Origin of the sequence: Maribacter forsetii DSM 18668 (assembly GCF_000744105.1) — a bacterium.
In the GTDB taxonomy this organism is placed as follows: domain Bacteria; phylum Bacteroidota; class Bacteroidia; order Flavobacteriales; family Flavobacteriaceae; genus Maribacter; species Maribacter forsetii.
In genome coordinates this window covers 2,229,050-2,254,902 of record NZ_JQLH01000001.1, presented here as the reverse complement: position 1 = coordinate 2,254,902, position 25,853 = coordinate 2,229,050, and the positions used below count along the sequence as shown (strand labels likewise).

Sequence of the window (25,853 nt, the reverse complement as noted above, 5' to 3'; positions counted from 1 at the left end):
TCGTTACATTTTTCTTCGCTTTCTTTCTTTTTTCAATAAAGACAATTCTCTACTCGTTTGCCCTGCAACAGATGTATTTTCATCTGCCCTTCTAATCAAATACGGCATTACATCTCGTACAGGTCCAAATGGTAAATATTTGGCAACGTTGTAACCGTTGGCAGCCAAGTTATAAGAAATATGATCGCTCATACCATATAACTGACCAAACCAAATATGAGTATTATTTTTTTCAACACCCTTATCTTCCATTAACTGCATTAATTGGTAACAACTTTCTTCGTTATGCGTTCCGGCAAATATGGAAAGAGAATCAAGGTTATCTATCATATACTCAATAGTTGCATTAAAATTATCGTCCGTTTCTTGTTTTGTTTTACAAATCGGAGAAGTATATCCTTTTTCTTTCGCACGTTCATTTTCCTTTTCCATATAAGCACCACGCACTACCTTCATACCAACCAAAAACCCATCTTTAACCGCACGTTCTTGTAATGATTTTAAGTATGGCAAACGGTCCCACCTATATGTTTGTAAAGTATTAAAAACGATCCGTTTCTTTTTATTATACTTACGCATCATATCCTCGGCTAAATTATCGGCCGCATCTTGCATCCAACTTTCTTCTCCATCGATCAAAAGAGAAACTTCTAAGTCATGTGCTTTCTTACATACTTTATCAAACCTATTCACCACGCGCTGCCATTCTGCCTCTTCCGCCGTAGTAAGCTTTTTCTTTTCGCTAATTTTTTGATAAAGCGCAAAACGACCAAAACCCGTTGGTTTAAAAACGGCATACGGTATTGCTTCTTTTTCTTTCACGAAATCTAAAATTGTCAAAATAATTTCAGTAGCCGTATCAAAAGGATCTTCCTCTTCTTTACCTTCAACAGAATAATCAAGTACAGAACATACTCCTTTCTCCCACATGCGGTCTACCACAGGCAAACAGTCACGTTCGTTCACCCCACCACAGAAGTGGTCAAAAACTGTAGCTCTTATTAAACTTTCAACTGGTAAATGAGCTTTAAATGCAAAGTTGGTAATTACCGAACCCATTTTCACTAACGGTTCATTGGAAATCATTTTAAATAAAAAGTAAGCTCTTTCTAATTCCGAATCGGTTTTTAGTGCAAAAGCAGTTGCGGTATTTTCAAAAATTTGATCCATTCTTTATAGTTTCAATAACGATCAAATATAATCACAGAATTTATAATCCTAAGACTAAAAATAACCTTTATTTTGCAGTAAAATTGCAAACACAAAAAGGCTTATTTTAATGGATTCTATAATTTCAGATTCTTACGCAGTACATTTCAATGAGGTAGCTTTTAAAGCTTTAAACACCCATCTAGCAGATAAAAAATATTCCATCGTTTTTATTCTGGTTGATGAGAACACCCATGAGCTTTGTTTACCAAATTTTATGGCAGAAATTAATGGGGAATATCAATTTGAAATTATTGAAATAGAATCAGGCGAAATCAATAAAAATATTGAAACCTGTGTTGGGGTATGGGAAGCTTTATCAGAATTGGGAGCTGACCGAAAAAGCGTGATGATCAACTTAGGAGGCGGAGTTCTTACGGATATGGGAGGCTTTATTGCTTCGACCTTTAAAAGAGGTATAGACTTCATAAACGTACCTACTACCCTATTATCTATGGTAGATGCCTCTGTTGGCGGCAAAACAGGAATAGACCTAGGCGCTTTAAAAAACCAAATAGGTGTTATAAATCAACCGGTAATGGTACTAGTCATTCCTGATTTTCTAGATACCCTAGAAAATAGGCAAGTTATTAGTGGTTTTGCAGAAATGCTAAAACACGGACTTATTCAAAGTAATAGCTATTGGGAAGCATTAAAAGAAGCAAATAGCTTAGAGGATATGAAGAAGCATATTCTTACTTCTATCCAAATAAAAAATGAGGTAGTACTGCAAGACCCTACAGAACAAAATATACGCAAGATTTTAAACTATGGTCATACCCTAGGTCATGCTATAGAGTCTTATTTTCTGGAGAACGAATCAAAGGAAATGTTATTACATGGCGAAGCTATTGCAGTAGGTATGATTTTAGAAGGGTATCTTTCACACAAACTTTTAGGACTATCAGAGCAATCACTAGATGATATTAAAACGACTTTTTTAGATAAGTATGATAAAGTTGACTTTTCTTATACTGACATTGAGAACATTTTAAAGTTGATGAAATATGATAAGAAAAATTCTCACGGAAAAGTCAATTTTGTACTCTTAAAAACTATTGGTGAGCCAATAATAGATATTGAAATTCCCGTAGAATTATTCACCGAAGCTTTTGCTTACTACAAAGTTTAAAAACTTCACATACCAAAAATGGCACTTTCACAACTCTACAAAGAGAGATGTAAGTATAATGACTAGTTTAGTTATAGATAAATACAACCTTCTATAAATAAAATAGTTATGACCAGACGCCTTATTGATTACCGTAAATTAGACCACCAATTAGCAGCACTCTTAATAGAGACTTATCCTCATGGATATGGAGATGAAGACATTATCTCGTTTAAAAATATCAAGGGAGATTATGTTGAGGCTGTTGAATTAAAAACTACCGACACATTATACTTAGTCAAAATAAGTAAAAGTCTTTCTAACTTCATTGCAAACTTTGAAGAAAACATAGAAAAAGAACTAGAATCTAAAACTCCGGAACAAGTGATGCAGTCTGAAGATATGACCAAAGCGCTATACCTTAATTTTGAGACAGAAAGCGAAGAAGAGCTAGATTAATTGAAATAACGTTCTTGCAGTATATTTTCATGGTGCTGTTGATGACCGCTTATTACCAAGCCTAAAGCAGCAACTGACCAAGGAATACCACTCGCGGTCCCTACTCTTTTTAAATTTTCATCAAGCATTGTGTCAAACAAACTAATTGACGTATCACGAACGGAAAGATATTCGGCTAAAATATCTTCTTTTGTACGTTGATTTGCTTTGCTCTCTTCCACAAAAATATTATGATCAAAACCCGGTAAAGGTGTTTTGTCATTTCTAGATATTCTAAATGCCCTATATTGAAATACGCGCTCAGTGTCAATTAAGTGCACTAAAACTTCAGCAACAGTCCATTTACCTTCTCCATAGCTAAATAGAAATTGTTCATCGGTTAATCCATGAACTAAATCTTCAAAACTTTTTCTCCCTTTTAATAAAGCAGATTTTAAATCTTCTTGCCCGTCAAGAGTTTTTAAATAAGTACTATAAAAAAATTGCAATTCGTCTTCCTGTAAATCTTTAACCGTCATTCTAAAAATTTAAATATTTCAAATTAAAAAAGCCCAATCATAAATATAACCGGGCTTTTTTTTAAGTTAGTTGAATAACCTTTATCTATAACTCATTAAAAATGGTATGCATCAAACGTTTTTTATCGTTGAAGCTTTCTTCTAATGAAATCATTGTTTCTGTTCTACTAATACCATCTATATCATCTATTTTAAAGATAATATTTTTAGCATGCGTAGTATCTTTTGCTCTAATCTTACAGAAAATATTGAATTTGCCTGTAGTAATATGTGCTATGGTAACATTTGGTATTTGATTTAAACGCTCCAAAACAAATTTAGTTTGATGTGTTTTTTCAAGAAAAATACCAACATATGCTATAAAAGCATAACCTAACTTTACATAATCTAAAGTAAGTGAAGAACCTTTTATGATTCCTGCTTCTTCCATTTTCTTAACCCTTACATGTACCGTTCCGGCAGATATAAGAAGTTTCTTTGCAATATCAGTAAAAGGAGTTCTGGTGTTGTCAATCAACATATCCAGAATTTGGTGGTCTATTTCGTCTAATTTGACTTTGCCCATAGTTGTAAAATTTTTGCCAAAAATAAAAAATAATCACATTAAATTCATTGAAACTTCATTTTTTTTAATGAAACCGTAAACAATTTCACTATTTCAAAGAAATAAGATAACAAAAATCACACAAGTAGATTCAACAAATCGTTACTTTTTAGCCATTCCATATCTTTTTCATCATTGCAATTCAAGGTTTTATGACCAAAAATCTCTGTTGGTTCTTTTTCAAAAACGTGTAGGCCTGTCACAAATTCCAATTTCTTATCTTTTAATACTTCTTTATACTGTATAGCAACAATACCGCTTTTGGTCAATTTATTTACAGTAAAATCTGGATTGAGAACTAAAATGTCTACAAATTGCTTTCCATTTTCTGGAATAGCTTCATATTGTTTTACTGTATAATCTAAAATTTTATTATAAGCAATAGTATCTAAAGCTTTTAATAAAGCTTTAAAAATATAACCCCTGGTCATATCCCTGTTGTAATCATTACTATAATGACCTGCCTCAAACAGTATAGTAGGTGTTTTTTTCATTTGAAAGGCATCGCCAACGCAATTAGCATTAAACCCATCATCATACCTACCAACTTGTCCGGGAATTTCTTCTTGTAACGTACTATTCATAGCAGCAATTAATTGCATACTTATTTTACGTGAAGGCGAATTGTTTCGTTCTTGATCAAATGCCGGAGCCAAAAATGATACTGTTGCAGGCTTGTTCGTTTCACCAACATTAAATATGGTGCGTTGATCATGTAGGTTAAAACAAAAGTCTGGTTTAAAATTTTCATACACTCTCTTTAAAACACGGCTTTCAGGTTGAGTTAAATCTTGCGCATCCCTATTAAGATCAATTCTATTTGCATTGACTCTAGTGTAGACCCGAGCACCATCAGGATTTAAAATGGGTATTATTTTTATAGTGCATGCTTTTAAAATTTCATTTATATGCGTAGAATCTTTTTTAAAATAGTTCAATAAATCTATAGTAGCTTTGGTAGTGGTAGATTCATTACCGTGCATTTGTGACCACATTAAAATACGATGAGAACCATTTCCAAACTCAATACTTTTTATAGATTCACTGCGTACAGATTTACCTTCTTCTTTAATTTTAAATTCCTGCGGCAGTGCATTTATAAATTCATTTAAATGGTCGTAATTAATATATCGTCCAGAAATTTCCGAGACATAAATATCATTATAATTCAATTCCTTCATTATCATTCCACTTTTATAAAATACAAAAATACTACAGCGGTTGTTTACAATTGTAAACATTCACTGATATTATATAACCAATACACAGCCGTACAAAATTTATAATTTTAACAAATATTACACGCACAAAGATTAACCTCTACTAATCAGATAGTTAATCTTACAAACATAAAGTCAAACTTTATCAGTTAATCCTATTTAAAGAATAAAGACAATCCATATTAACAATTCTAAATTATAAATTGCATTAACTTTGTAAACATGCTAGACACCACTTCTTTTCTTTCAAGATTAAAGGCTATTTTAGCACACAACGAACTCTCATCTGCAGCGTTTGCAGATTTAATTAATGTGCAACGTTCTAGTATTTCTCATTTACTGAACGGAAGAAACAAGCCAAGTTTAGAATTCATCATGAAGGTAAACGATGCTTTTCCTGAGGTAGATTTACAATGGCTATTGTACGGCACAGGCAGCTTTCCTAATACCGAAATAACACCTAATCCCTCCCCAACAATTACCAAAAAAGAAAAAATTGAAAAAGACACCGACAAAAAATTAGAACGAATAATAATGTTTTATAATGATGGTACTTTTAAAACGTATACCGAGTTTTAAAATCCATATTAACAAAGAAGTATTCTTCTATTTTTATAAACACTTCACCCCTATTTTCATTATTTTGCAGCATGATGAAAAATATATTCTCGACCCTTGTATTATGCTTAATATTAGGCTCATGTTACGAACCTGAACGTGATTGTGAAAAGTACAAAACAGGCACTTTTAAATTTACCTATGAAATAGATGATACTTTAAAAGAAGGAAAATTTATTAGGACAGAAGATTATAGTATAGACTATTATGAGAATAAAATAGACAGCGCCACTGTCCGCTGGTTCAATGATTGTGAATTTGTCTTACAAGATATTAATAGCAAGACAGCTATACATTACAAAATTATCAGTACTACAGATTCATCATACACATTCCAGTATAAAAGTGCCGTAAAGGATCCCAATAAAAAATTAATAGTAAAAACCGGAACCGCAATTAAAACCAACTAACCATGTTCGAGATTTTCACTAATCTAGATGCCTGGATTGCACTACTTACCCTAACGTTTCTTGAAATTGTTTTAGGAATAGATAATATTATTTTCATTTCTATAGCCGCAGGAAAACTAGATTCAGCACAACGAAAAAAAGCAACCAACATAGGTCTTGTATTAGCAATGGTTATGCGTATTGTATTATTATTTGGTATAACACTACTTACTTCAATGAAAAAGCCATTTTGGGTATTTGATAATAATTGGATCACTGGTGGAATAAGTGGACAAGGTATTATCCTTTTCTTAGGCGGATTGTTTCTTCTCTACAAAAGTACCAAGGAAATTCATGAAAAAGTTGAAGATAAAGGTCACGATGAACGTGAAGTCAAAAAGGCTAGGTCAACATCATTGACCAATGCTATACTCCAAATAACGGTAATAAACATTGTGTTTTCATTTGATTCCATACTAACGGCAATAGGGATGACCAACGGAATTTCACCTAACCCAAACGATGCACTTGTTTTAATGATTGTTGCAGTAGTCATTTCTGTAGTCATTATGATGTTATTCGCCAACCCCGTGGGTGAGTTCGTTAACAGACACCCTTCCATACAAATTCTTGGGCTATCGTTCTTAATACTGATTGGCTTTATGCTTATAGCAGAATCAGCACATTTATGTCACTTGGTTGTATTTGGCAATGAAGTTGGCACCATACCAAAAGGTTATCTGTATTTCTCAATAGCATTCTCCTTAATGGTTGAGTTCTTTGACCTACGAATGAAAAAGAATAAAAAACCAATTACTAAAGTAGAAGATTAAAATACTTTACAACTCTAACAAAAGAATCCCGATAAAGCTTATGCTCAATCGGGATTTTTATTTATACTATTAACCAGAAACCGATAAACCGATTTTAGTTACTTAGATTGCTTTAATTAGGCCTATCAAAGGAAACACTTGGATTAGCTTCTTTTTGCTCTTTAAACAAACGCTGTTGCTGCTTAACTGTCATTGTACTTCCATCATGGCTCCATCCCGGAGGTCCGAAAATGTACATCAACTTATGACTTAGTTTTTTAGACTTCTTGGTATCTGCCCAAATATCCTTAAACTCATGAGTTAGAATAACTATAGGATTGTTAGAGTTTGGAGCATGTATTACACCAAATTTTACATCTATATTCTCATCATACTCTTTCCAAGTACCAAAAATCTTATCAAAGAAATTTAAGAATCCACCATGGTTTTTATCTAGGTATTCCACATTTTGTGCGTGGTGAACCTGATGCATTGTATGCGTATTAAATATTTTCTCAATAAATCCCATTTTAGGAACGTACTGCGAATGCAGTTGAAATTGCCAGAACGACTCAATAGCCAAACAAACTACCACCATTTCTACCGGGAAACCAATAATAGGCATCCAAACATAGAAAAAGGGCTTATAAAGCAACGTAAACCAACCATTACGAATAGCGGTACCTAAATTAAAGTTGTCAGATGAATGGTGCACTATATGTGCCGCCCAAAGAATTCTAATTTCATGATTAGCTCTATGAAACCAATAATATGTAAAATCATCCGCCAATTGACAAAGTAACCAAACATACCAAGCGTAGCCAAAAGACTCATACCCCATAATATTAGTTCTTACACCGTCTACCAGTGGGTTAAACAGTTCATAAGCATATTCAAAAAGAACAACTAATAAAATTACTTTAAGCAAAGGGCCAATAATTGCCGACCCAATTCCCATTGCGCTACTTGCTGCAAAATCTTTCCAATCATAAAGATCATCATCTCCATGAGTTTTACTATAGGTCAATTCTAATAAAATAAAGGCAATAAAAGCTGGTGCGCCATACACCAGAGGGTTAGTGAAATCCATTAAATAATTTATTTTTTGTAAAGGTAGTTATAAAAGCAATTATTCTTAGAATTTGTCTAATCTTAACATTCTATCTTACGATAAGACTTTTCAATAATTAAACAATTTAATTACTTTTTATTTTTAAGTATCTCATTTTGCTCCTGCAATAATTTTTCCATACTTGACAATATAGCAATGTTTTTAGGAGTTTCTACTTCTTTATTAGCAGGGTCTTCTGATTTCTCTTTAAATCTATTTATAAATTTAACCATAACGAAAATGGTAAACGCTATAATACCAAAATCTATTAATGATTCAATTAACTCACCATAACCTATGGCTACCTCTTCTACGGATTCTGCAGCTTCCCTAAGAACCCACTTTTTATTGGACAGATTAACATCATCGGTCAATAAAGAAAGGGGCGGCATAATAATAGCTGATACAATAGTACTAACCACTTTATTAAATGCAGTACCGATAATAATACCTACCGCCAAATCTATCATATTGCCTTTTATGGCAAAGTTCTTAAACTCTTCGAAAAACTTTTTCATAACACTGACTAATCAAATAATGTTGGTTCATCTGCCGACCCGGCATCTTCATCTTTAGACTTTCCTTCATCATCACCAGACGCTACAGATTCTTCATCTACCACTTCAATATTCTCAACCTCTTCAGGAACCTCTGGCTCATACGGTAACGGATCAAGAAGATTTATATTCTTAACCTTCTCCGTAATAAACTGATTACCTAAAGCTTTAATACCCTTAATCGATATAAAACCTTCAACATCAACAGATTCATTTTCTTTTGCTTCCTTACCTCTTGGTTTAGGAAATTCAATTTCAACCATGGGTTTCCAATCTGTAGAAACAAGTTCCAAATATGATTTTGGATGCTCGGAAATAAACAATTCTTCTTTGTTTTCGTTTTCGATCAAAAACCTCTTGATATAATATCGCTCCTTTTCACCTTCCCAATAAATAGCTGAAATAGGTTTTTCAGGTATCCATTTCTCCAATACGATCATGTCATCATCAAAATGAGAAGTAAGTACTGGCAGAAAGGTTTTTGCAACCCCTTTTTGATTTATAACCAAGATTAGATCATCCCCCTTAAATTCCCCTAATAATTCACCTCTTCCATCTACATTCAATCTTCGTACAACATCATCGAACCAAATTTTTCTTGGCTTAAGGGTAGAAACCCCTTTTTCTTTCAATTCTATACGCTTAACAGAATATTTGGTAACAATATTTCCTTTTGATGCCCTTCCTTTGATGAGAACATCAGAAAAGTCAATATCCCACTTCAACTTTTTAACACTACCTACCTGACGTAATAAAACCGTTATTACTTCAGCTTCACCATTTGGGTTAGCAGAAAAATACAATACTTGAGACCCCGGCTTACCAGTAGTTAAATCATACTCCCTATCCCTCGTTATGCTTGTAACATTAAAGCGTTTAATATATGTAGCCCCACCTTTACCATCTTTGTAAACTAAATTATAGGTAGTACGTTTATCTTTTTTCTTAAATACCGCAACGTGGATAATACCTTTACCCACAAATATTTTAGAATCTACTTTTGACACCATCATTTTACCAGAACTGGTAATCATGATAATATCATCAATATCACTACAATCCGTCACATACTCATCTTTCTTTAACGAAGTACCCACAAAACCTTCTTCCCTATTGACATAAAGTTTCGTATTCCTGATAGCAACTTTTGTAGCTTCAATATCATCGAAAACACGAATTTCAGTCAAACGACCTCTATCCTTACCGTAGGTTTCTTTTAGATTTTTAAAGTAGTTAATGGCAAATTCAATGAGATTAGCTAAATGATGCTTAACCTCTGCAATACGCTCTTGAAGACTTTCTAGATGCTGTTGAGCCTTATCTAAATCGAACTTAGATATCCTTTTAATACGAATTTCTGTAAGTCTAGTAATATCTTCTACAGTTACCGCACGTTTTAAGTGTTTCGTAAAAAGAGCCAAACCTTTATCAATAGCATTTATTACCCCTTCCCAAGTTTCCTCTTCCTCGATATCACGATAAATACGATTTTCAATAAAAATTCGCTCTAATGACGCAAAATGCCACTGCTCTTCTAACTCTTTAAGTTGAATTTCTAGCTCTTGTCTCAACAAATCTACCGTAGAATCGGTAGACCGCTTAAGCATTTCAGTTACTCCAATAAATAAAGGCTTGTTGTCTTCTATAATACACCCAAGAGGAGAAATAGAAGATTCACAAGAGGTAAAAGCATACAAGGCATCAATAGTTCTATCTGGAGAAATACCCGATGGAAGATGTATTAAAATCTCAACATCGGCGGCAGTATTGTCCTCTATTTTCTTGATTTTTATCTTACCCTTGTCATTAGCTTTTAAAATTGAATCTATTAAACTACCAGTATTGGTACCATAAGGTATCTCATTGATTACTAGCGTATTCTTATCTAACTGAGATATTTTTGCGCGGACTCTAATTTTACCGCCCCTAAGACCATCATTGTAATTAGTAACATCTATAATACCAGCTGTAGGAAAATCAGGATAGATTTTAAATCGCTGCCCTTTTAGATGCTTAATAGAAGCATCAATTAGTTCAACAAAATTATGAGCAAGTACTTTAGTAGATAAACCAACAGCAATACCTTCCGCCCCTTGAGCTAATAACAGAGGGAATTTTACCGGCAAGTTTACCGGCTCCTTCTTTCTTCCATCATAAGAAGCCTGCCATTCTGTAATTTTGGGGCTAAAAATAACCTCTAAAGCAAATTTTGATAATCTCGCTTCAATATATCTCGATGCAGCTGCTCTATCACCCGTTAAAATATTACCCCAGTTACCCTGAGTATCAATTAACAGGTCTTTTTGACCAATCTGCACCATAGCATCAGCAATACTAGCATCCCCATGAGGGTGATATTGCATGGTATGACCAACTACATTGGCGACTTTATTGTATCTACCATCATCAAGTTCTTTTAACGAATGCATGATACGGCGCTGTACAGGTTTGAATCCGTCTTCAATGGCAGGTACCGCTCGCTCTAAAATTACGTAAGATGCGTAATCCAAGAACCAGTCTTTATACATGCCAGAGACTCTGGTTAATGCATCAGAAGAATCAATATTCTCATTATTCTCTCCGGAAAGGTTGTCGTTAATTTCCTCGTTCAAATCGTCATTTTCTTCCATTCAGAAGCAATCGTATTAACTTAATTTATACTACTTTATCTTCTATCAAATCAACCTCCACTTTAAGGTTATTGATTATGAATTTTTGTCTGTCAGGGGTGTTTTTACCCATATAAAAACTTAATAGCTCTTCAATAGACATAGCCTTGTCAAGCATAATAGGTTCTAATCTAATATCATCACCAATGAAATGCCTAAACTCATCTGGTGATATTTCACCCAACCCTTTAAATCGAGTTATTTCAGGTTTGCCGCTTAGCTTGTTTATTGCCATTTGTCGCTCTTCATCACTGTAGCAATAAATAGTCTCTTTTTTATTTCTTACCCTAAATAATGGAGTTTGCAAAATATACAAATGATTCTCTTTGATCAGTTCTGGGAAAAACTGTAAAAAGAAGGTTATTAATAGCAAACGAATATGCATACCATCAACATCGGCATCGGTTGCGATTATGATATTATTGTAACGCAAATCCTCAATAGACTCCTCTATATTCAAAGCAGCTTGTAAAAGATTGAATTCTTCATTCTCATACACAATCTTTTTGGACATACCGTAAGAATTCAAAGGCTTACCTTTTAGACTAAAAACAGCTTGGGTATTTACATCCCTAGATTTTGTAATTGATCCAGATGCAGAATCTCCCTCGGTAATAAACAAGGAAGTCTCTAATCGCCTATCTTTCTTTATATCACCTAAATGTATTCTGCAATCGCGAAGCTTTTTATTATGAAGACTAGCTTTCTTAGCTCGGTCACGTGCCAACTTTCTAATCCCAGAAAGCTCTTTACGCTCCTTCTCTGCCATCATAATTTTACGCTGAAGCTTCTCTGCAGTATCGGCATTCTTATGAAGGTAGTTATCTAAATATTTACCAACAAAATCATTTATATAAGTTCTAACCGTTGGAAAATTGCCTCCCATTTCGGTCGACCCCAATTTTGTTTTCGTCTGACTTTCAAAAACGGGCTCCATTACTTTTATGGAGATGGCAGAAATTATAGATTTCCTTATATCTGATGCATCATATGATTTACCATAAAAATCACGAATTGTTTTTACTATAGCCTCCCTGAAAGCAGCTTGGTGCGTACCACCGTGCGTTGTATGTTGTCCATTAACAAAAGAATGATACTCCTCACTATACTGTGTTCTACTATGCGTAATGGCAACTTCAATATCATCTCCCTTTAAATGTATAACAGGATACAGCATATCCTCAACATTATTATTATCCTCTAAAAGATCTTTTAATCCATTTTCAGAATGAAATTTTTCGCCGTTGAAAACAATGGTCAAACCCGGATTTAAGTATACATAGTTCTTAAGCATGCGTTCTACATACTCATTTCTATATTTATAATTTTTGAAGATAGTGTCATCAGGAATAAATGTAACCTTGGTTCCTTTTCTTTTTCCCGTTTCCTCAGGACCAATTTCCTTTTCTAAATTACCAGAACTAAACTGAGCCGTTTTTAATTGATTCTCTCTAGAGGATTGAACCTCAAAAAAACTGGACAAGGCATTTACCGCTTTAGTACCAACACCATTTAGTCCAACAGATTTTTTAAAGGCACGGCTATCGTACTTACCACCAGTATTCATTTTAGAAACTACATCTACTACTTTACCTAAAGGTATACCACGACCGTAATCCCTAACTTTTACCACTTTATCTTTAATAGAGATTTCAATGGTTTTACCGGCACCCATTACAAACTCATCTATACAGTTATCTATAACCTCTTTCAACAAAATATAGATACCATCATCCGCAGACGAACCATCACCTAATTTACCGATATACATACCAGGTCGTAATCGGATATGTTCTTTCCAATCGAGCGAGCGTATATTATCTTCAGTATATTGAGTTCCGTCTTGAGACATTTAAAAAAGTTTAAGATAGTTGCGCTAAAGATAGCACCACTCAGCAAAAAATAAAATAGCTATCTATTAAAGTAATTAACAATAAAATAAGCGTGTTTGTTGATAGCTCGTAGTGCTTACAACAATTGTGGAAAAAGTTAAATGTTGAAAATTAGTAAAAAAGACAAGTTAAATTATGACATGTATCATGACAATAATTTTATCCTTTTTATATCTTTAATGTAGATTTTGAATAGCTATGGAATTTATTGATTACTACAAAATTCTTGAAATTGACAAGAAGGCATCACAAGCCGATATAAAAAAGGCATATCGGAAATTAGCGCGTAAACTTCATCCAGATTTAAATCCGAACGATAAGAGCGCACAAGAAAAATTTCAGCGTATAAATGAAGCGAACGAAGTTTTAAGTGATCCTGAAAAGAGAAAGAAATACGACCAATACGGTAAAGATTGGGAACATGCCGATGCTTTTGAAGAAGCAAAAAGAAACCAACGCAGCTCTTCTGGCGGAAACAGAAGAACATACTCCAGTTCTACCGGGTCACAAGAAGATTTTTCAGATTTCTTTGAATCTATGTTCGGTGGTGCCGGAAGTGGTTTTAGTGGTGGAGGAAGACAAAGATCAACACAATTTAAAGGTCAAGACTTAAATGCAACTTTAAAATTAAACCTATTAGATATTCTTGAAGACCAAAAACAAACCCTTGACTTAGGAGCTAAAAAAATTAGGATAACCATACCCGCAGGAGTTGAAGATGGCCAAACCATTAAAATTGCCGGTTATGGCGGAGAAGGTATGAATGGCGGACCCAAGGGAGATTTATACTTAACATTTGAAATAAACAATAACACCAACTTCAAAAGAGTGAAGAACGATTTATATAAAAATGAATCAATCTCATTATATGATGCCATGCTAGGAAGTTCTATAGAAGTAGAAACCTTGACAGGAAAAGTAAAATTAAAAGTAAAACCTGAAACCCAAAATGACACAAAAGTGAAATTGAAAGGAAAAGGTATGCCGGTTTATAAGAAAAAAGGTGCTCATGGAGACTTATACATTACCTACAAAGTAATTATGCCTACAAAGCTTTCAGAAAAAGAAAAAGAATTATTTAAACAACTTTCAGAATTACGATAATATGAATTCAGAAAACTACATACAGATAGAAGTATACTGTCAACGAACACAAACTCCGATGGAATTCATAAATGACCTTTTAGAATTTGAAATGATCGAAGTACAGCAAATTGAAAATAAAATATATGTTGAACCACAATATATTGTTGAGATTGAACGCATATATAGATTACGAGAAGAGCTTGGTATTAATATGGAAGGCATAGACACCTTAAACCATATGATAAAAAAAGTCAACCGATTAGAGCAAGAATTAAAACTACTACGTGACCGGTTGACTATATATGAACATTAAACATTAAAACGGAAATGCATTACATCACCATCTTTAACAATGTACTCCTTACCTTCTACTCTCATTTTACCAGCTTCCTTAACTTTTGCTTCACTACCTAGAGCAACGTAGTCATCATAAGCGATAACTTCTGCACGGATAAAGCCTTTTTCAAAATCGGTATGAATAACTCCCGCAGCTTGTGGAGCAGTTGCTCCAACAGGAATAGTCCAAGCACGAACTTCTTTAACACCTGCAGTAAAATAAGTTTCCAAATCAAGTAACTTATAAGCTCCACGTATCAACTTAGCAGAACCAGGCTCTTCCAAACCTAAATCTTCTAAAAACATTTGACGCTCGTCATAAGTCTCCAACTCCGTAATATCCGCTTCCGTACCAACCGCTAAGAAAATAACTTCAGCATTTTCAGCTGCAACCGTTTCTTTCACTTTTTCAACATATGCATTACCAGATACCGCAGCATCTTCATCTACATTACAAACATACATCACTGGCTTATCTGTAATAAACTGTAAGGGTTTTACAAACTCCAGTCTAGATTCCTCTTCTATTTCAATAGCCCTTACCGATGTACCAGCCTCTAATCCGTTTTTTACGGCAAGTAAAACAGCCTCTTCTTTCTGGGAATCTTTATTACCTGTTCTAGCTGCTCTTTTCACTTTCTCCAATTTCTTTTCAACGGTCTCCAAGTCTTTTAATTGAAGTTCCATATCAATAGTCTCCTTATCTCTAATGGGATCAACACTACCATCTACATGAACAATATTGTCATTATCAAAACAACGCAATACATGTAATATAGCATCTGTTTCACGAATGTTTCCCAAAAACTGATTTCCTAACCCCTCACCCTTACTAGCTCCTTTAACCAGTCCGGCAATATCAACAATCTCAACAGTGGCAGGCAAAACTCTTTCTGGATCAACCAACTCTTCTAACTTTTGCAAACGGGCATCCGGCACATTTACTACACCTATATTAGGCTCTATCGTACAAAAAGGAAAATTTGCACTTTGCGCTTTTGCATTGGATAAACAATTAAAAAGTGTTGATTTACCTACGTTTGGCAATCCTACAATACCTGCTTTCATAATTAATCATATTTCAAGGATGCAAATATAGTTTTTACTAAGACAATTTTCATTCAATTTTTACATATAACTTTCAACAGGTTTCCTACAAATTAATCTATTAATATTCAAATTATTTAGCTATTCGGTATTAAAAAATAACATGTTTAACACTTTTTAATAAATTATTATTAATTTGGCAGAAGAACTTGTAAGAATTTATGGAACTTCATTCAGATGAAACTATATGGTATTTTTTTAAAAAGGGCGAATCCCATGGGTTCAGCTTACTTTTTAAAAAGTATTATCCTCAACTACATGTTTATGGTTTAAAATTGAGCAATAACCTAGAATTGACTGAGGATTGCCTCCAAAATTTCTTTATTCAACTTTTCGAAAATAGAGAGCGTTTGGGAAAAATAAATAGCTTAAAAGCATACTTGTTCGTTTCATTTAAAAGAAGATTAGTAAAACAATTACAAAAGAATCAAAATAATATTCCAATATCAGAAGCTCAATTATTTAAAACAAATTTTACTTTTTCGATTGAGGAAATATCCATTAAGCAAGAAATTCAATTCCTTTGCACCTCTACCCTAGCTACACTTATCAATGAATTATCACCAAGACAAAAAGAAGCTATTTATTTGAAATACTACAGCGGAATGACTACAACTGACATCGCCGAAGTAATGGATATGAACTACCAAAGCGTTTTAAACACACTACAAAAAGCATTAAAAAAACTTAGAATAGCATCTGAAAATCAACAGATTAAAACTATTTTGAAAAAAAGTTGAAAATAGTAGGGTATATTTTTAAGCGTTCAGGCTCTTATAAACGGAACACCTTACTAAATGGACAACAAAAATAAATTCGACTTAAATTATTTCTTATCGGATGCTTCATTTGAAAACTGGGCCAAAGGCTTAAACAAAAATGATATCACATACTGGAATAATTGGATTCAGAACAACCCTGAACATATAGAAATTGTAGAAAATGCAAAATCTATTATTACTGGTATCAATTTCAATCAACAATATCCAAGTAACGATAATGTAGACAAGGCGTTGACAAGTGTTTTACAAAAAGTAGACCTAACAACTTCTACAAAACCTAAGTTTAAAAAAACACGTACCATAAATAGTACGATAATTACTGCAGCCGCTGCGGTATTACTTGTATTAATAAGCTACACCAGTTATTCATATTTCAATAATAACTCAACAACCAATCACAAAACAAATTTTGGAGAAATAATAGACTTAAAATTACCAGATGGTACTTCTGTAGTACTAAATGGAAATTCTGAGATATGGTACGAAAATGACAATCCTCGTCTTATTAACTTAAAAGGAGAAGCTTACTTCAAAGTTAAATCTATACCTAGTACAAATGCCAAGTTCTGGGTAATTACAGAAGACCTTAAAGTTGAAGTTCTTGGTACTCAATTTCATGTGAATACTAGAAAACAGAAAACCAATGTAGTGCTTGATGAAGGTTCTATTCATTTAGAGCTAAACAATGGAGAAGTCACCAAAATGATTCCTGGCGAAATGGTTTCTTTTTCAAATGAAAGCAAAAAATTAACGCACCAAAAAGTAGATATAGAAACCCCCTACGCGCTATGGCGTGGCGGTACTTATGCCTTTAATGAAATTCCGCTAAAAGAGGTGATGTACAACTTAGAAACTACTTACGGAGTAAAAGTTCAATATGAATCAGAACATTTAAAAGATTTACCTATTTCTGGCGGTATACCTAATCAGAATTTACAAATCTGTATTGCCGCTATCGAAAAAGCTACAGGAACAAGAATCACTAACAAAGACAATATTTTACGCGTACAAGAAAACCCTATTTATTAACTAAACTATTTATTTATGAGAACGAACAAACTAATGAGATTGCTGCTTGCGGTAATGCTATTTTCAAGCATCACCAGTGTAACAGCTGCTAATGAACTCAAAGAAAACGTTACCCTAAGCGAGTTTCTTAATGAGATCAGTGAAAAACACGAAGTCTTTTTTACTTACAACCCAGCTCTGGTATCAAGTACCAGCTTAAACCCTGAGGAATACAAATTTCCTGTACTGGATAAAATTATCAATAAACTAGAGCGCAAGACTAGTTTTGATTTTGAATATCTAGGAAACAAATATTACGTTGTTTACCATAAAAAACCTGAAAGAGCCAAGGTTTTAAAAATTAACTCAAGTACTAATGGAATTACGGCAATGACTTTGAATGAAAAAATTCAAAACAGCATTACCGGTAAAGTAACAGATGATTCTGGAATGCCTTTAGCGGGAGTAAACATTGTTGAAAAAGGTACAACTAACGGAACTACTTCAGATTTTGATGGAAACTATACTATTAACGTTACTGATGATACTAAATTAGTATTTAGCTATATCGGTTTTGCAACTCAAGAAGTTTCAACTACAGGAAAAAACACAATAAACGTTCAATTATCTGAAGGTATGCAGCTGGATGAATTTATCGTCGTTGGTTCTCGTACAGCGCCTAGAAGTAATGCGGACACACCATTACCTGTAGATGTAATTGGAGCTAAGGATTTAAGTTCAACAGGACAAGCAACTTTTGATAAAGCCTTGCAATACAAAATTCCTTCTTTTAACACGGTACAAACGCCTGTAAATGATGCAACATCTTTATTGGATCCTTATGAAATCAGAAACATGGGACCATCTAGAACATTAATTTTGATTAATGGTAAGCGTAAGAACTTAAGTGCCTTGTTATATACACAAACATCTCCAGGTCGTGGTGAAACAGGTGCGGATATTTCAGCTATACCTACAGATGCAATCAAGAGAGTTGAAATTTTACGTGATGGTGCTTCTGCACAATATGGTTCAGATGCCATTGCAGGTGTAATGAACATTATATTAAAAGATTCTCCAAATGAAGGTTCAGCTACAGTAAGAACAGGTATCACTTCTGAAGGCGATGGTGAAATGTTTGGTGTTGCAATCAATAACGGTTCTACTATTGGTGAAGATAAAGGTTTCGTAAACTACACTGTAGATTTATCTAAAGTGAATCAAGCTAATAGACCAGGTACTGTAGATGCAGCTGGTGAAGCTGGTGATTTTGGTGCTGATATTGCAGATGTACAGGAATTCTTATCAAGACGCCCAGATGCGGGAAACATTAACGGCTCTCCAGAAACTGCGGCTGCAAAATTTTCTGTAAATTTAGGTTATGACTTAAGTGAAAATACCTCATTATATGGTAACGCTGCTTATGTTTATAAAGCTGTAAACAGTTTTGCAAATTACAGAACACCTTATTGGAGAACAGTGGATGATTTTCCTTACTTAGCAGATTTCTTTCCTGGTGACAACCCAAATACAGCTGGCGGATACGATGGTTACTTACCTACATTTGAAGGTTTATTAAGCGATTACAATGCTACCATTGGATTTAAATCGGTAATAAACGATTGGAATATTGACGCAAGTTTCACGACTGGTGGCAACTTACAAACTTACAAGGTAAACAATACCCATAATAGAAATGTTGTTTATTCTCCTTCTGTATTCATAGACGCAAACGGGAATGGCTCTGTAGATGATGGTGAAATTACCGAAGGTTCTGAGCTTTATAGAGAAAATAGTCAACAATCATTTGATCCAGGAGGAACTAGATTTTCTCATAATGTTGGTAACATTGATATTTCTAGATTATTATCTGACAAAATTAGTATTGGTGTCGGTGCCGAGTTTAGAACGGAAACTTTTGAAATTATAGAAGGTGAATTGGCTTCTTATGACGGTGGTGGTGCAGATTCATTTGCAGGTGCTTCTCCTCAGAATTCTGGTAAATTTAACCGTTACAATATTGGTGGCTACTTAAGTTTAGATTATGATGTGTCTGACGCTTTCTTATTAAGCGGTACTATTAGAACGGAGAACTATTCAGATTTCGGTAACACATTTATATATAAGTTTAGTTCTCGTTACAAGTTTAGTGATGAATTTACATTAAGAGGTTCTATATCTTCTGGATTTAGAGCTCCTACCCTACACCAAATCTATACTCAAAAAGCGCAGTATAGTTTTGTTCCAGGTCAAGGTATTCAAGTTGGTGGTTTAATCAACAATGTATCTACACAAGCTAAATTATTGGGTATACCTCAATTAGATGCTGAAACATCTACCAACTTTACTATTGGTTTTGGAGGTAAAATAGCTAATAAATTCAGTTATACTTTAGATTACTACAACATTTCAGTAGAAGATAGAATTGTTTTAGGTAATGAAATAGGTGGAAGTGGCGACCCTACAAATCCTTTAGATATTCTTTTAGCGAACAACAATTTAAGCGATGTTAGTTTCTTTTCTAACGCAATAGACACTAAAACTTCTGGTATAGATGTTGTTCTTGCTTATAAAGGAATTGAAATTGGTGAAGGAAGTTTAGATTTAAACTTATCCGGTAATTATACTATTCAAAACGAACTAGACGGTCCTGTAAAAGATATTGATTTAGTAGCAAATTCAGGTCAATCTGTTGTAAACCAAACTCAAGAGGCCTTATTCTTTACTTCTAGACCTAAGACTAAATGGATTTTAGGAGCTAATTACGAAATAAATAAATTCGGATTTTCTTTAAATAACACTTTATTTGGAAAAACTAGCTTCTTTCAACAAGGTTTAAGTACTGATGCAAATGGTAATTTTAACTTAGGTACTGAATTTGATCCTAAAGTAGTTACTGATTTAGGAGTTAATTATAGCGCTTCAGATAAATTGACAATTGCACTTAACATAAATAACTTGTTAAATGTATTACCTGAATGGAATTTTGTTTCTCAGAATGCTGCAGGAGATGCTATTTTGGCTGATCCGGCTCAGACTCAAAACCAATCTAACTTGATTACTTTCAACCAACGTTATTCTCAAATGACGTATGATGGTTATCACTTTAGCCAATTAGGAACTATGTTCAACCTATCGTTGAATTATAAATTTTAGTTTTGATTTAGTTTGATTAAAAAAAGCTACCTATTGATTTAGGTAGCTTTTTTCTTTTAATATAAGTATGTTAAGTGATTTCTAAGTTTCTCTAATAATTCAACTCATAAAATGTTACTTTACACTCACATTTTAAACTCAAGGATTTTTCATTTCTAAGAGAATAAATATAATATCATTCTGGGTGCATGAATTTTTGCTTCGCCAAAAGCACCTCTTCTGTTTCTACATGATCATCATCTGGCACACAACAATCTACAGGGCAAACAGCTGCACACTGTGGCTCTTCATGAAAGCCCATACATTCCGTACATTTATCAGGAGCTATGTAATAAACTTCATCACTAATAGGTTCTTGAACATCATTTGCGTCAACTTCTTTACCATCAGGCAAAACAACACTGCCATCTAAAGAAGTACCATCTGCGTATCTCCATTCATCTGCTCCTTCATATATTGCCGTATTAGGACATTCTGGTTCACAAGCCCCACAATTTATACATTCATCTGTTATTATAATTGCCATAATTTCTTCTACATTAAAATGCCCAAAAAAGAACGGGCATGCTTATTTTTGCACAAAGGTAATTCCTACCGAATTAGTATACAAATATAATGGCCCATAGCAACCTTAGTACAGAAGCTTTTGTTAAACTTGGAGATTTTCTAAGAACATTTTGCGATTTAGTCACAACAAATACCATTTCTGACCATTTAAATGACAAATGGATCGAGCGGTTTAAAACCGAAGCGGAAAGAGCCCAACATTATAATGGGTGGTTTTCAGAAGAAAACTGTATTCATGCTTTTCAAGAATGGGGTAATGCTCTTACCAAAGAAAATATAGAGAACTGGCTTAAAAACTACGACCTAGAAACTAACCAAGAGAAAGCTATAGCCCTTATTATGGCTGGCAATATACCGCTGGTAGGGTTTCACGACCTTCTATGTGTATTGATTACGGGAAACAAAGCATTGGTGAAGTTATCTAGTAACGACCAGAAATTAATTCCTCTGCTTATTGACTATCTTATAGAAATTGAGCCACTTTTTAAGGACAGGGTCACATTCACCAAAGAAAAGCTTGAAAACTACGATGCTGTAATCGCCACCGGCAGTAACAATACCGCAAGATACTTTGAGTATTATTTTAGTAAAAAACCTAATATTATTCGCAAAAACAGAAACTCTGTAGCGGTACTTAATGGAAACGAACCTCCTGAAGAACTTAAAGCCCTTGGTGAAGATATTTTTAGATATTTTGGATTAGGGTGCAGAAGTGTCTCCAAAATTTACATTCCTAAAAATTATAAGATCGATACATTTTTTGAGGCAATGTTTCCATATAACGATATTATAAATCATAACAAATACGCTAACAATTACGACTATAACAAAGCCGTTTATTTAATGAGCGAGTTTAAGATCTTAGATAATGGTTTTCTCATTTTAAAAGAAGAAGAAAGTTTTGGCTCCCCTATTGCATCTCTATTTTACGAGTATTATGAAGATATCGATGCTTTGAAAACATACCTTAAAGATCAAGAAGACAATATTCAATGCATAGTATCATCGGGCTTTATTGATAATGAAATTTCGTTCGGCAAAACACAGCAGCCTTCATTGAACGACTATGCCGATGGTATAGATACAGTTGATTTCTTGTTGAGAACATCCTTGAATTAAATGGGCATACTGCCCATAAATTCTTAAAAAATCCTGACATTTGCATCCTTAAATTACACACAAAATGAAAAAACATAATTTTAGCGCTGGTCCTTGTATATTACCAAAAGAAGTATTGTTAAAGGCTTCTGAAGCTGTTATGGACTTCAACGGCTCAGGACTTTCACTTATTGAAATTTCTCACAGAAGCAAAGATTTTGTTGCCGTAATGGAAAATGCAAGATCATTGGCCTTAGAGCTACTTGACCTAAAAGACAAAGGCTACAAAGCTCTTTTTCTTCAAGGTGGTGCAAGCTTAGAGTTTTTAATGACTGCATATAACTTGTTAGAATCAAAAGCGGGATACCTAAATACGGGTACTTGGAGTGACAAGGCAATTAAAGAAGCTAAATTGTTTGGGGAAGTTGTTGAAGTTGGATCATCTAAAGATGAAAATTTCAAATACATACCTAAAGGATATTCAGTACCTACTGGTTTAGACTACTTACATATTACATCAAATAACACCATATACGGGACACAATTCAAAAAGTTTCCAAAAACGGACTGTCCACTAGTATGCGATATGAGTTCTGATATCTTTTCTAGAACTATGGATTTTTCTCAGTTCGATTTAATATATGCTGGAGCACAAAAAAATATGGGTCCTGCCGGGACAACGTTAGTCATTGTCAAAGAAGATATTTTAGGAAAAGTTTCTAGAAAAATTCCTTCTATGTTAGACTACCAAGTGCATATTGCAAAAGATAGTATGTTCAACACTCCACCGGTATTCGCGGTTTATACTTCTATGCTAACTTTAGAATGGTTAAAAAATAGTGGTGGTATTGCTGCTATTGAAGAGGTAAATGAGAAAAAAGCCAGATTGTTATATTCTGAAATAGATTTAAACCCTGTGTTTGAAGGTTATGCCAACGTTGAAGACCGTTCTTTAATGAACGCAACATTCAATATTACAGATGAGGTTTTAAAATCTACATTTGACAACATGCTAAAAGAAGCAGGAATTAATGGTTTAAATGGGCACCGCTCAGTTGGTGGTTACAGGGCCAGCATGTATAACGCCCTTTCTTTAGAAAGTGTTGGCGTGTTAGTTGATGTAATGAGTGAAATGGAGCGAAAAGGATAATCGTTTTAAACGATTTATTTAAACATCATTACATTCTGTTTTAAATTAAAATTTAGCAATACACTTTAGGCTAAACCCATAAGGTATTGCTTAAGAAAACATACGTAAAATTTCGAGATTAGTTAAAATAGCAAGTAAAAGCTAGCCTAAGAACATAAAAATCTCGATTATCGAGTGAAACATATGAAGATATTAGCAAATGACGGTATTTCTCAAAACGGTATAGCCGCATTAGAGAAATCAGGATTTGAAGTTTTAACGACTACTGTTGCTCAAGAACAGTTAGCCAACTATTTAAACGAGCATAAAATTGATGCCTTACTGGTACGTAGTGCAACTAAGGTTAGAAAAGATTTAATTGACGCCTGCCCTACCCTAAAGTTAATTGGTAGAGGTGGCGTAGGCATGGATAATATTGATGTTGATTATGCTAAAGACAAAGGTATTCATATCATCAATACACCAGCTGCTTCATCAGAATCTGTAGCAGAATTGGTATTTGCACATCTTTTTGGTGGTGCGCGTTTTTTATATGATGCTAACAGAAATATGCCTTTAGAAGGAGATAGTAACTTTAAAGGTCTTAAAAAATCATATTCAAAAGGTACCGAATTAAGAGGTAAGACCTTAGGTATTTTTGGTTTTGGAAACATTGGTCAGGCAACAGCAAAACTTGCCATTGGTGCAGGTATGAATGTTGTTTATTGTGATCCAGAAGTAGAACAAACAGAAATTGAACTTTCCTTTTTTGATGGTCAGAAAGTGACATTCAATTTAAAGAATTCAACTAAAGAAGAATTACTAAAAAAGGCAGATTATATCTCGTTACATATTCCAGGTCAAGACAATTATGTTTTGGGTAAATCTGAGTTTTCTCAAATGAAAAAGGGAGTAGGTATCGTAAATGCGGCCAGAGGCGGTGTATTGGATGAGGTTGCCCTAATTGAAGCTTTGGAAAACGGAACTGTAGCTTTTGCAGGTTTAGATGTTTATGAATCAGAACCAAAACCTGAAATCAAAATTTTAATGCATTCCAGCATTTCACTTTCTCCACATATTGGTGCAGCAACCTTAGAGGCACAAGAAAGAATAGGTCTAGAATTAGCAGAACAAATTATTTCATTATTAAATTAACTATTCAACAGTCTAAATTGTTGACTCTTTTTTGTATTTTACAACATAAACATAAAAACAAACCATTACAATGGCAGGATTATTAGATCTTTTAAATAGCCCAATGGGGCAACAATTAATTAGCGGAGTAGCAGGTCAGACAAATCAACCGGCAGATAAAACCGCAAATGTACTTAGTATGGCTATGCCATTAATATTAGGTGCAATGAAGAAAAATGTTTCTACACCAGAAGGTGCACAAGGTTTAATGAGTGCATTATCAAGTAATCATAACGGAGGGATTTTAGATAACCTAGGCGGTCTTTTTGGCGGTGGTGTTGACGATAGTGTAATGGCTGATGGTGCTGGTATTTTAGGTCACGTTTTTGGAGACAAGCAACCACAAGTAGAAAGTGCTCTAAGTGCTAAATCTGGTATAGACTCTGGATCAGTTGCTCAAATATTAAAAATAGCCGCTCCTATAGTTATGGGAATGATAGGTAAGCAAACTGCACAAAGTAATGTAAGTGACGGTACTGGTATGAATGCTCTTTTAGGTAGTATGCTAGGTGGGCAACCACAAGAAAACCAAAGCTTAATTACTTCTTTGTTAGATGCAGATGGTGACGGTAGTATTTTAGACGATGTTGCTGGTATGGTAATGGGCGGTAATAAAAGTAGTGGCGGAATTGGCGGTCTTTTAGGAGGTCTGTTCGGTAAATAAAACTTAAAGATTCTATTTATACAACCCGCTTGCAGCTGCAAGCGGGTTTTTTTGTATCTTATATTCTATGAAAAAGACATATTTCCTATTTCAAAACTTGTTAGTACTATCTATACTTACATCATTTATGATTAGTTGTGGCAGTACAAAAGAATCATTATCCATATCTAATGATGAAGAACAGGCTTTCAAGCAAGTTCAAGGCGACACCATTACCATCTCAAGCAACAAAACAGCGTATGAAATAATTATTATAGAACCAGGATTTAATGTCTGGTTAAATTCCGTTGCAAAACCTGAGGGGTATTATTCTCAAAGTTTTCTTGAGAATAGAAATTACATTATGGTTTTAGAATGGAACAATAGAGTTCTGCAGCCGGCTAGATTTGACCCCAATTTATATGAACTACAAATTAATTACGCTAACCAGGTAGATTATGGGTATGAAGTTAATTACAAACTTTATAATTACTTCATCTATTTTCAAAGAAAATATAATCAACGTTTAGGTCCTTTTGTACCACGTATTTAAAAAGTATATTTGTGGCACTCAAAAG

25 protein-coding genes are annotated in these 25,853 nt (G+C 34.0%); 15 read left to right on the top strand and 10 right to left on the bottom strand.

Features of this window, described 5'->3' with window-relative positions; translation table 11 throughout:
• Positions 1–3: 3 nt before the first annotated feature.
• On the bottom strand, positions 4–1,170 hold the full coding sequence (locus tag P177_RS09410; RefSeq protein ID WP_036154185.1) for a proline dehydrogenase family protein: 1,167 nt from the start codon (positions 1,168–1,170) through the stop codon (positions 4–6).
• 109 nt (positions 1,171–1,279) lie between these two features.
• Here P177_RS09410 and aroB point away from each other — a divergent pair, with 109 nt between their 5' ends.
• Positions 1,280–2,341 (top strand): 3-dehydroquinate synthase, encoded by a 1,062-nt coding sequence (gene aroB / locus P177_RS09405; RefSeq protein WP_036154183.1) that lies wholly within the window; start codon positions 1,280–1,282, stop codon positions 2,339–2,341.
• A 108-nt stretch (positions 2,342–2,449) separates the two neighbouring features.
• Positions 2,450–2,779, top strand: coding sequence for a hypothetical protein (locus P177_RS09400; protein WP_036154181.1), 330 nt, complete (start codon positions 2,450–2,452; stop codon positions 2,777–2,779).
• Here P177_RS09400 and P177_RS09395 read toward each other — a convergent pair.
• The 3 genes from P177_RS09395 to P177_RS09385 form a co-directional block, all read right to left on the bottom strand.
• Positions 2,776–3,297, bottom strand: a complete 522-nt coding sequence (locus P177_RS09395) for a DinB family protein (protein ID WP_036154179.1) — start codon at positions 3,295–3,297, stop codon at positions 2,776–2,778. The genes P177_RS09400 and P177_RS09395 overlap by 4 nt on opposite strands.
• 85 nt (positions 3,298–3,382) lie before the next feature.
• A complete protein-coding gene (locus P177_RS09390) occupies positions 3,383–3,862 on the bottom strand; it encodes an Lrp/AsnC family transcriptional regulator (RefSeq protein ID WP_027066901.1) in 480 nt (159 codons plus the stop codon).
• Between the two features lie 116 nt (positions 3,863–3,978).
• Positions 3,979–5,082, bottom strand: coding sequence for a M14 family metallopeptidase (locus P177_RS09385; RefSeq protein WP_245233020.1), 1,104 nt, complete (start codon positions 5,080–5,082; stop codon positions 3,979–3,981).
• 261 nt (positions 5,083–5,343) lie between these two features.
• Between P177_RS09385 and P177_RS09380 the strand changes: the two genes are divergently transcribed.
• The 3 genes from P177_RS09380 (at position 5,344) to P177_RS09370 (ending at position 6,961) form a co-directional block, all read left to right on the top strand.
• Complete coding sequence (locus P177_RS09380) at positions 5,344–5,700, top strand: helix-turn-helix domain-containing protein (RefSeq protein WP_036154177.1); 357 nt, start codon at positions 5,344–5,346, stop codon at positions 5,698–5,700.
• Between the two features lie 71 nt (positions 5,701–5,771).
• Positions 5,772–6,149 carry a hypothetical protein gene (locus P177_RS09375; protein ID WP_051941783.1) on the top strand — a complete coding sequence of 126 codons (378 nt, stop codon included), beginning with the start codon at positions 5,772–5,774 and terminating at the stop codon, positions 6,147–6,149.
• Positions 6,150–6,151: 2 nt separating this feature from the next.
• Positions 6,152–6,961 (top strand): TerC family protein, encoded by an 810-nt coding sequence (locus P177_RS09370; protein WP_036154176.1) that lies wholly within the window; start codon positions 6,152–6,154, stop codon positions 6,959–6,961.
• Positions 6,962–7,073: 112 nt separating this feature from the next.
• Here P177_RS09370 and P177_RS09365 read toward each other — a convergent pair whose 3' ends face one another.
• The 4 genes from P177_RS09365 to P177_RS09350 form a co-directional block, all read right to left on the bottom strand.
• Positions 7,074–8,030 carry a sterol desaturase family protein gene (locus P177_RS09365; protein WP_036154174.1) on the bottom strand — a complete coding sequence of 319 codons (957 nt, stop codon included), beginning with the start codon at positions 8,028–8,030 and terminating at the stop codon, positions 7,074–7,076.
• Between the two features lie 110 nt (positions 8,031–8,140).
• Entirely contained in the window at positions 8,141–8,569 is a 429-nt protein-coding gene (mscL, locus tag P177_RS09360) for a large-conductance mechanosensitive channel protein MscL (RefSeq protein ID WP_036154172.1), read from the bottom strand.
• Between the two features lie 8 nt (positions 8,570–8,577).
• Positions 8,578–11,238, bottom strand: coding sequence for a DNA gyrase/topoisomerase IV subunit A (locus P177_RS09355; RefSeq protein WP_036154170.1), 2,661 nt, complete (start codon positions 11,236–11,238; stop codon positions 8,578–8,580).
• Positions 11,239–11,263: 25 nt separating this feature from the next.
• Positions 11,264–13,129, bottom strand: coding sequence for a DNA topoisomerase IV subunit B (locus tag P177_RS09350; protein ID WP_036154168.1), 1,866 nt, complete (start codon positions 13,127–13,129; stop codon positions 11,264–11,266).
• 238 nt (positions 13,130–13,367) lie between these two features.
• On the opposite strand from P177_RS09350, the gene P177_RS09345 reads away from it, so the two are divergent.
• Complete coding sequence (locus P177_RS09345; RefSeq protein ID WP_036154166.1) at positions 13,368–14,273, top strand: DnaJ C-terminal domain-containing protein; 906 nt, start codon at positions 13,368–13,370, stop codon at positions 14,271–14,273.
• Between the two features lies 1 nt (position 14,274).
• Positions 14,275–14,568 carry a chaperone modulator CbpM gene (locus P177_RS09340; RefSeq protein WP_036154164.1) on the top strand — a complete coding sequence of 98 codons (294 nt, stop codon included), beginning with the start codon at positions 14,275–14,277 and terminating at the stop codon, positions 14,566–14,568.
• On the opposite strand, the gene ychF is transcribed toward P177_RS09340, so the two are convergent.
• Positions 14,565–15,659: a redox-regulated ATPase YchF gene (gene ychF, locus P177_RS09335; RefSeq protein WP_036154163.1), complete on the bottom strand. Its 1,095-nt coding sequence runs from the start codon at positions 15,657–15,659 to the stop codon at positions 14,565–14,567. The genes P177_RS09340 and ychF overlap by 4 nt on opposite strands.
• Before the next feature lie 200 nt (positions 15,660–15,859).
• Between ychF and P177_RS09330 the strand changes: the two genes are divergently transcribed.
• The 3 genes from P177_RS09330 to P177_RS09320 all read left to right on the top strand — a co-directional run bounded on the left by P177_RS09330 (position 15,860) and on the right by P177_RS09320 (position 20,644).
• Positions 15,860–16,438 carry an RNA polymerase sigma factor gene (locus P177_RS09330; protein WP_051941782.1) on the top strand — a complete coding sequence of 193 codons (579 nt, stop codon included), beginning with the start codon at positions 15,860–15,862 and terminating at the stop codon, positions 16,436–16,438.
• A gap of 57 nt (positions 16,439–16,495) precedes the next feature.
• A complete protein-coding gene (locus P177_RS19400; RefSeq protein ID WP_051941781.1) occupies positions 16,496–17,509 on the top strand; it encodes a FecR family protein in 1,014 nt (337 codons plus the stop codon).
• A 369-nt stretch (positions 17,510–17,878) separates the two neighbouring features.
• Complete coding sequence (locus tag P177_RS09320) at positions 17,879–20,644, top strand: TonB-dependent receptor (protein WP_051941953.1); 2,766 nt, start codon at positions 17,879–17,881, stop codon at positions 20,642–20,644.
• A gap of 175 nt (positions 20,645–20,819) precedes the next feature.
• Here P177_RS09320 and P177_RS09315 read toward each other — a convergent pair whose 3' ends face one another.
• Entirely contained in the window at positions 20,820–21,170 is a 351-nt protein-coding gene (locus P177_RS09315; protein WP_036154161.1) for a 4Fe-4S dicluster domain-containing protein, read from the bottom strand.
• A gap of 89 nt (positions 21,171–21,259) precedes the next feature.
• On the opposite strand from P177_RS09315, the gene P177_RS09310 reads away from it, so the two are divergent.
• The 5 genes from P177_RS09310 to P177_RS09290 all read left to right on the top strand — a co-directional run bounded on the left by P177_RS09310 (position 21,260) and on the right by P177_RS09290 (position 25,828).
• Positions 21,260–22,330 (top strand): acyl-CoA reductase, encoded by a 1,071-nt coding sequence (locus tag P177_RS09310; protein WP_036154159.1) that lies wholly within the window; start codon positions 21,260–21,262, stop codon positions 22,328–22,330.
• A gap of 64 nt (positions 22,331–22,394) precedes the next feature.
• Positions 22,395–23,459 carry a 3-phosphoserine/phosphohydroxythreonine transaminase gene (serC, locus tag P177_RS09305; RefSeq protein WP_036154157.1) on the top strand — a complete coding sequence of 355 codons (1,065 nt, stop codon included), beginning with the start codon at positions 22,395–22,397 and terminating at the stop codon, positions 23,457–23,459.
• 183 nt (positions 23,460–23,642) lie between these two features.
• A complete protein-coding gene (locus P177_RS09300) occupies positions 23,643–24,593 on the top strand; it encodes a D-2-hydroxyacid dehydrogenase (protein ID WP_036154154.1) in 951 nt (316 codons plus the stop codon).
• A gap of 70 nt (positions 24,594–24,663) precedes the next feature.
• On the top strand, positions 24,664–25,296 hold the full coding sequence (locus P177_RS09295) for a DUF937 domain-containing protein (protein WP_036154151.1): 633 nt from the start codon (positions 24,664–24,666) through the stop codon (positions 25,294–25,296).
• A 67-nt stretch (positions 25,297–25,363) separates the two neighbouring features.
• A complete protein-coding gene (locus tag P177_RS09290) occupies positions 25,364–25,828 on the top strand; it encodes a DUF6146 family protein (RefSeq protein WP_036154149.1) in 465 nt (154 codons plus the stop codon).
• The last annotated feature ends 25 nt before the right edge of the window (positions 25,829–25,853 follow it).

What these genes read in the sequence shown, in the direction of transcription:
- P177_RS09410 (WP_036154185.1), bottom strand. Translation starts at nt 1,170, where the DNA reads ATGGATCAAATTTTTGAAAATACCGCAACTGCTTTTGCACTAAAAACC.
- aroB (WP_036154183.1), top strand. Translation starts at nt 1,280, where the DNA reads ATGGATTCTATAATTTCAGATTCTTACGCAGTACATTTCAATGAGGTA.
- P177_RS09400 (WP_036154181.1), top strand. Translation starts at nt 2,450, where the DNA reads ATGACCAGACGCCTTATTGATTACCGTAAATTAGACCACCAATTAGCA.
- P177_RS09395 (WP_036154179.1), bottom strand. Translation starts at nt 3,297, where the DNA reads ATGACGGTTAAAGATTTACAGGAAGACGAATTGCAATTTTTTTATAGT.
- P177_RS09390 (WP_027066901.1), bottom strand. Translation starts at nt 3,862, where the DNA reads ATGGGCAAAGTCAAATTAGACGAAATAGACCACCAAATTCTGGATATG.
- P177_RS09385 (WP_245233020.1), bottom strand. Translation starts at nt 5,082, where the DNA reads ATGAAGGAATTGAATTATAATGATATTTATGTCTCGGAAATTTCTGGA.
- P177_RS09380 (WP_036154177.1), top strand. Translation starts at nt 5,344, where the DNA reads ATGCTAGACACCACTTCTTTTCTTTCAAGATTAAAGGCTATTTTAGCA.
- P177_RS09375 (WP_051941783.1), top strand. Translation starts at nt 5,772, where the DNA reads ATGATGAAAAATATATTCTCGACCCTTGTATTATGCTTAATATTAGGC.
- P177_RS09370 (WP_036154176.1), top strand. Translation starts at nt 6,152, where the DNA reads ATGTTCGAGATTTTCACTAATCTAGATGCCTGGATTGCACTACTTACC.
- P177_RS09365 (WP_036154174.1), bottom strand. Translation starts at nt 8,030, where the DNA reads ATGGATTTCACTAACCCTCTGGTGTATGGCGCACCAGCTTTTATTGCC.
- mscL (WP_036154172.1), bottom strand. Translation starts at nt 8,569, where the DNA reads ATGAAAAAGTTTTTCGAAGAGTTTAAGAACTTTGCCATAAAAGGCAAT.
- P177_RS09355 (WP_036154170.1), bottom strand. Translation starts at nt 11,238, where the DNA reads ATGGAAGAAAATGACGATTTGAACGAGGAAATTAACGACAACCTTTCC.
- P177_RS09350 (WP_036154168.1), bottom strand. Translation starts at nt 13,129, where the DNA reads ATGTCTCAAGACGGAACTCAATATACTGAAGATAATATACGCTCGCTC.
- P177_RS09345 (WP_036154166.1), top strand. Translation starts at nt 13,368, where the DNA reads ATGGAATTTATTGATTACTACAAAATTCTTGAAATTGACAAGAAGGCA.
- P177_RS09340 (WP_036154164.1), top strand. Translation starts at nt 14,275, where the DNA reads ATGAATTCAGAAAACTACATACAGATAGAAGTATACTGTCAACGAACA.
- ychF (WP_036154163.1), bottom strand. Translation starts at nt 15,659, where the DNA reads ATGAAAGCAGGTATTGTAGGATTGCCAAACGTAGGTAAATCAACACTT.
- P177_RS09330 (WP_051941782.1), top strand. Translation starts at nt 15,860, where the DNA reads ATGGAACTTCATTCAGATGAAACTATATGGTATTTTTTTAAAAAGGGC.
- P177_RS19400 (WP_051941781.1), top strand. Translation starts at nt 16,496, where the DNA reads ATGGACAACAAAAATAAATTCGACTTAAATTATTTCTTATCGGATGCT.
- P177_RS09320 (WP_051941953.1), top strand. Translation starts at nt 17,879, where the DNA reads ATGACTTTGAATGAAAAAATTCAAAACAGCATTACCGGTAAAGTAACA.
- P177_RS09315 (WP_036154161.1), bottom strand. Translation starts at nt 21,170, where the DNA reads ATGGCAATTATAATAACAGATGAATGTATAAATTGTGGGGCTTGTGAA.
- P177_RS09310 (WP_036154159.1), top strand. Translation starts at nt 21,260, where the DNA reads ATGGCCCATAGCAACCTTAGTACAGAAGCTTTTGTTAAACTTGGAGAT.
- serC (WP_036154157.1), top strand. Translation starts at nt 22,395, where the DNA reads ATGAAAAAACATAATTTTAGCGCTGGTCCTTGTATATTACCAAAAGAA.
- P177_RS09300 (WP_036154154.1), top strand. Translation starts at nt 23,643, where the DNA reads ATGAAGATATTAGCAAATGACGGTATTTCTCAAAACGGTATAGCCGCA.
- P177_RS09295 (WP_036154151.1), top strand. Translation starts at nt 24,664, where the DNA reads ATGGCAGGATTATTAGATCTTTTAAATAGCCCAATGGGGCAACAATTA.
- P177_RS09290 (WP_036154149.1), top strand. Translation starts at nt 25,364, where the DNA reads ATGAAAAAGACATATTTCCTATTTCAAAACTTGTTAGTACTATCTATA.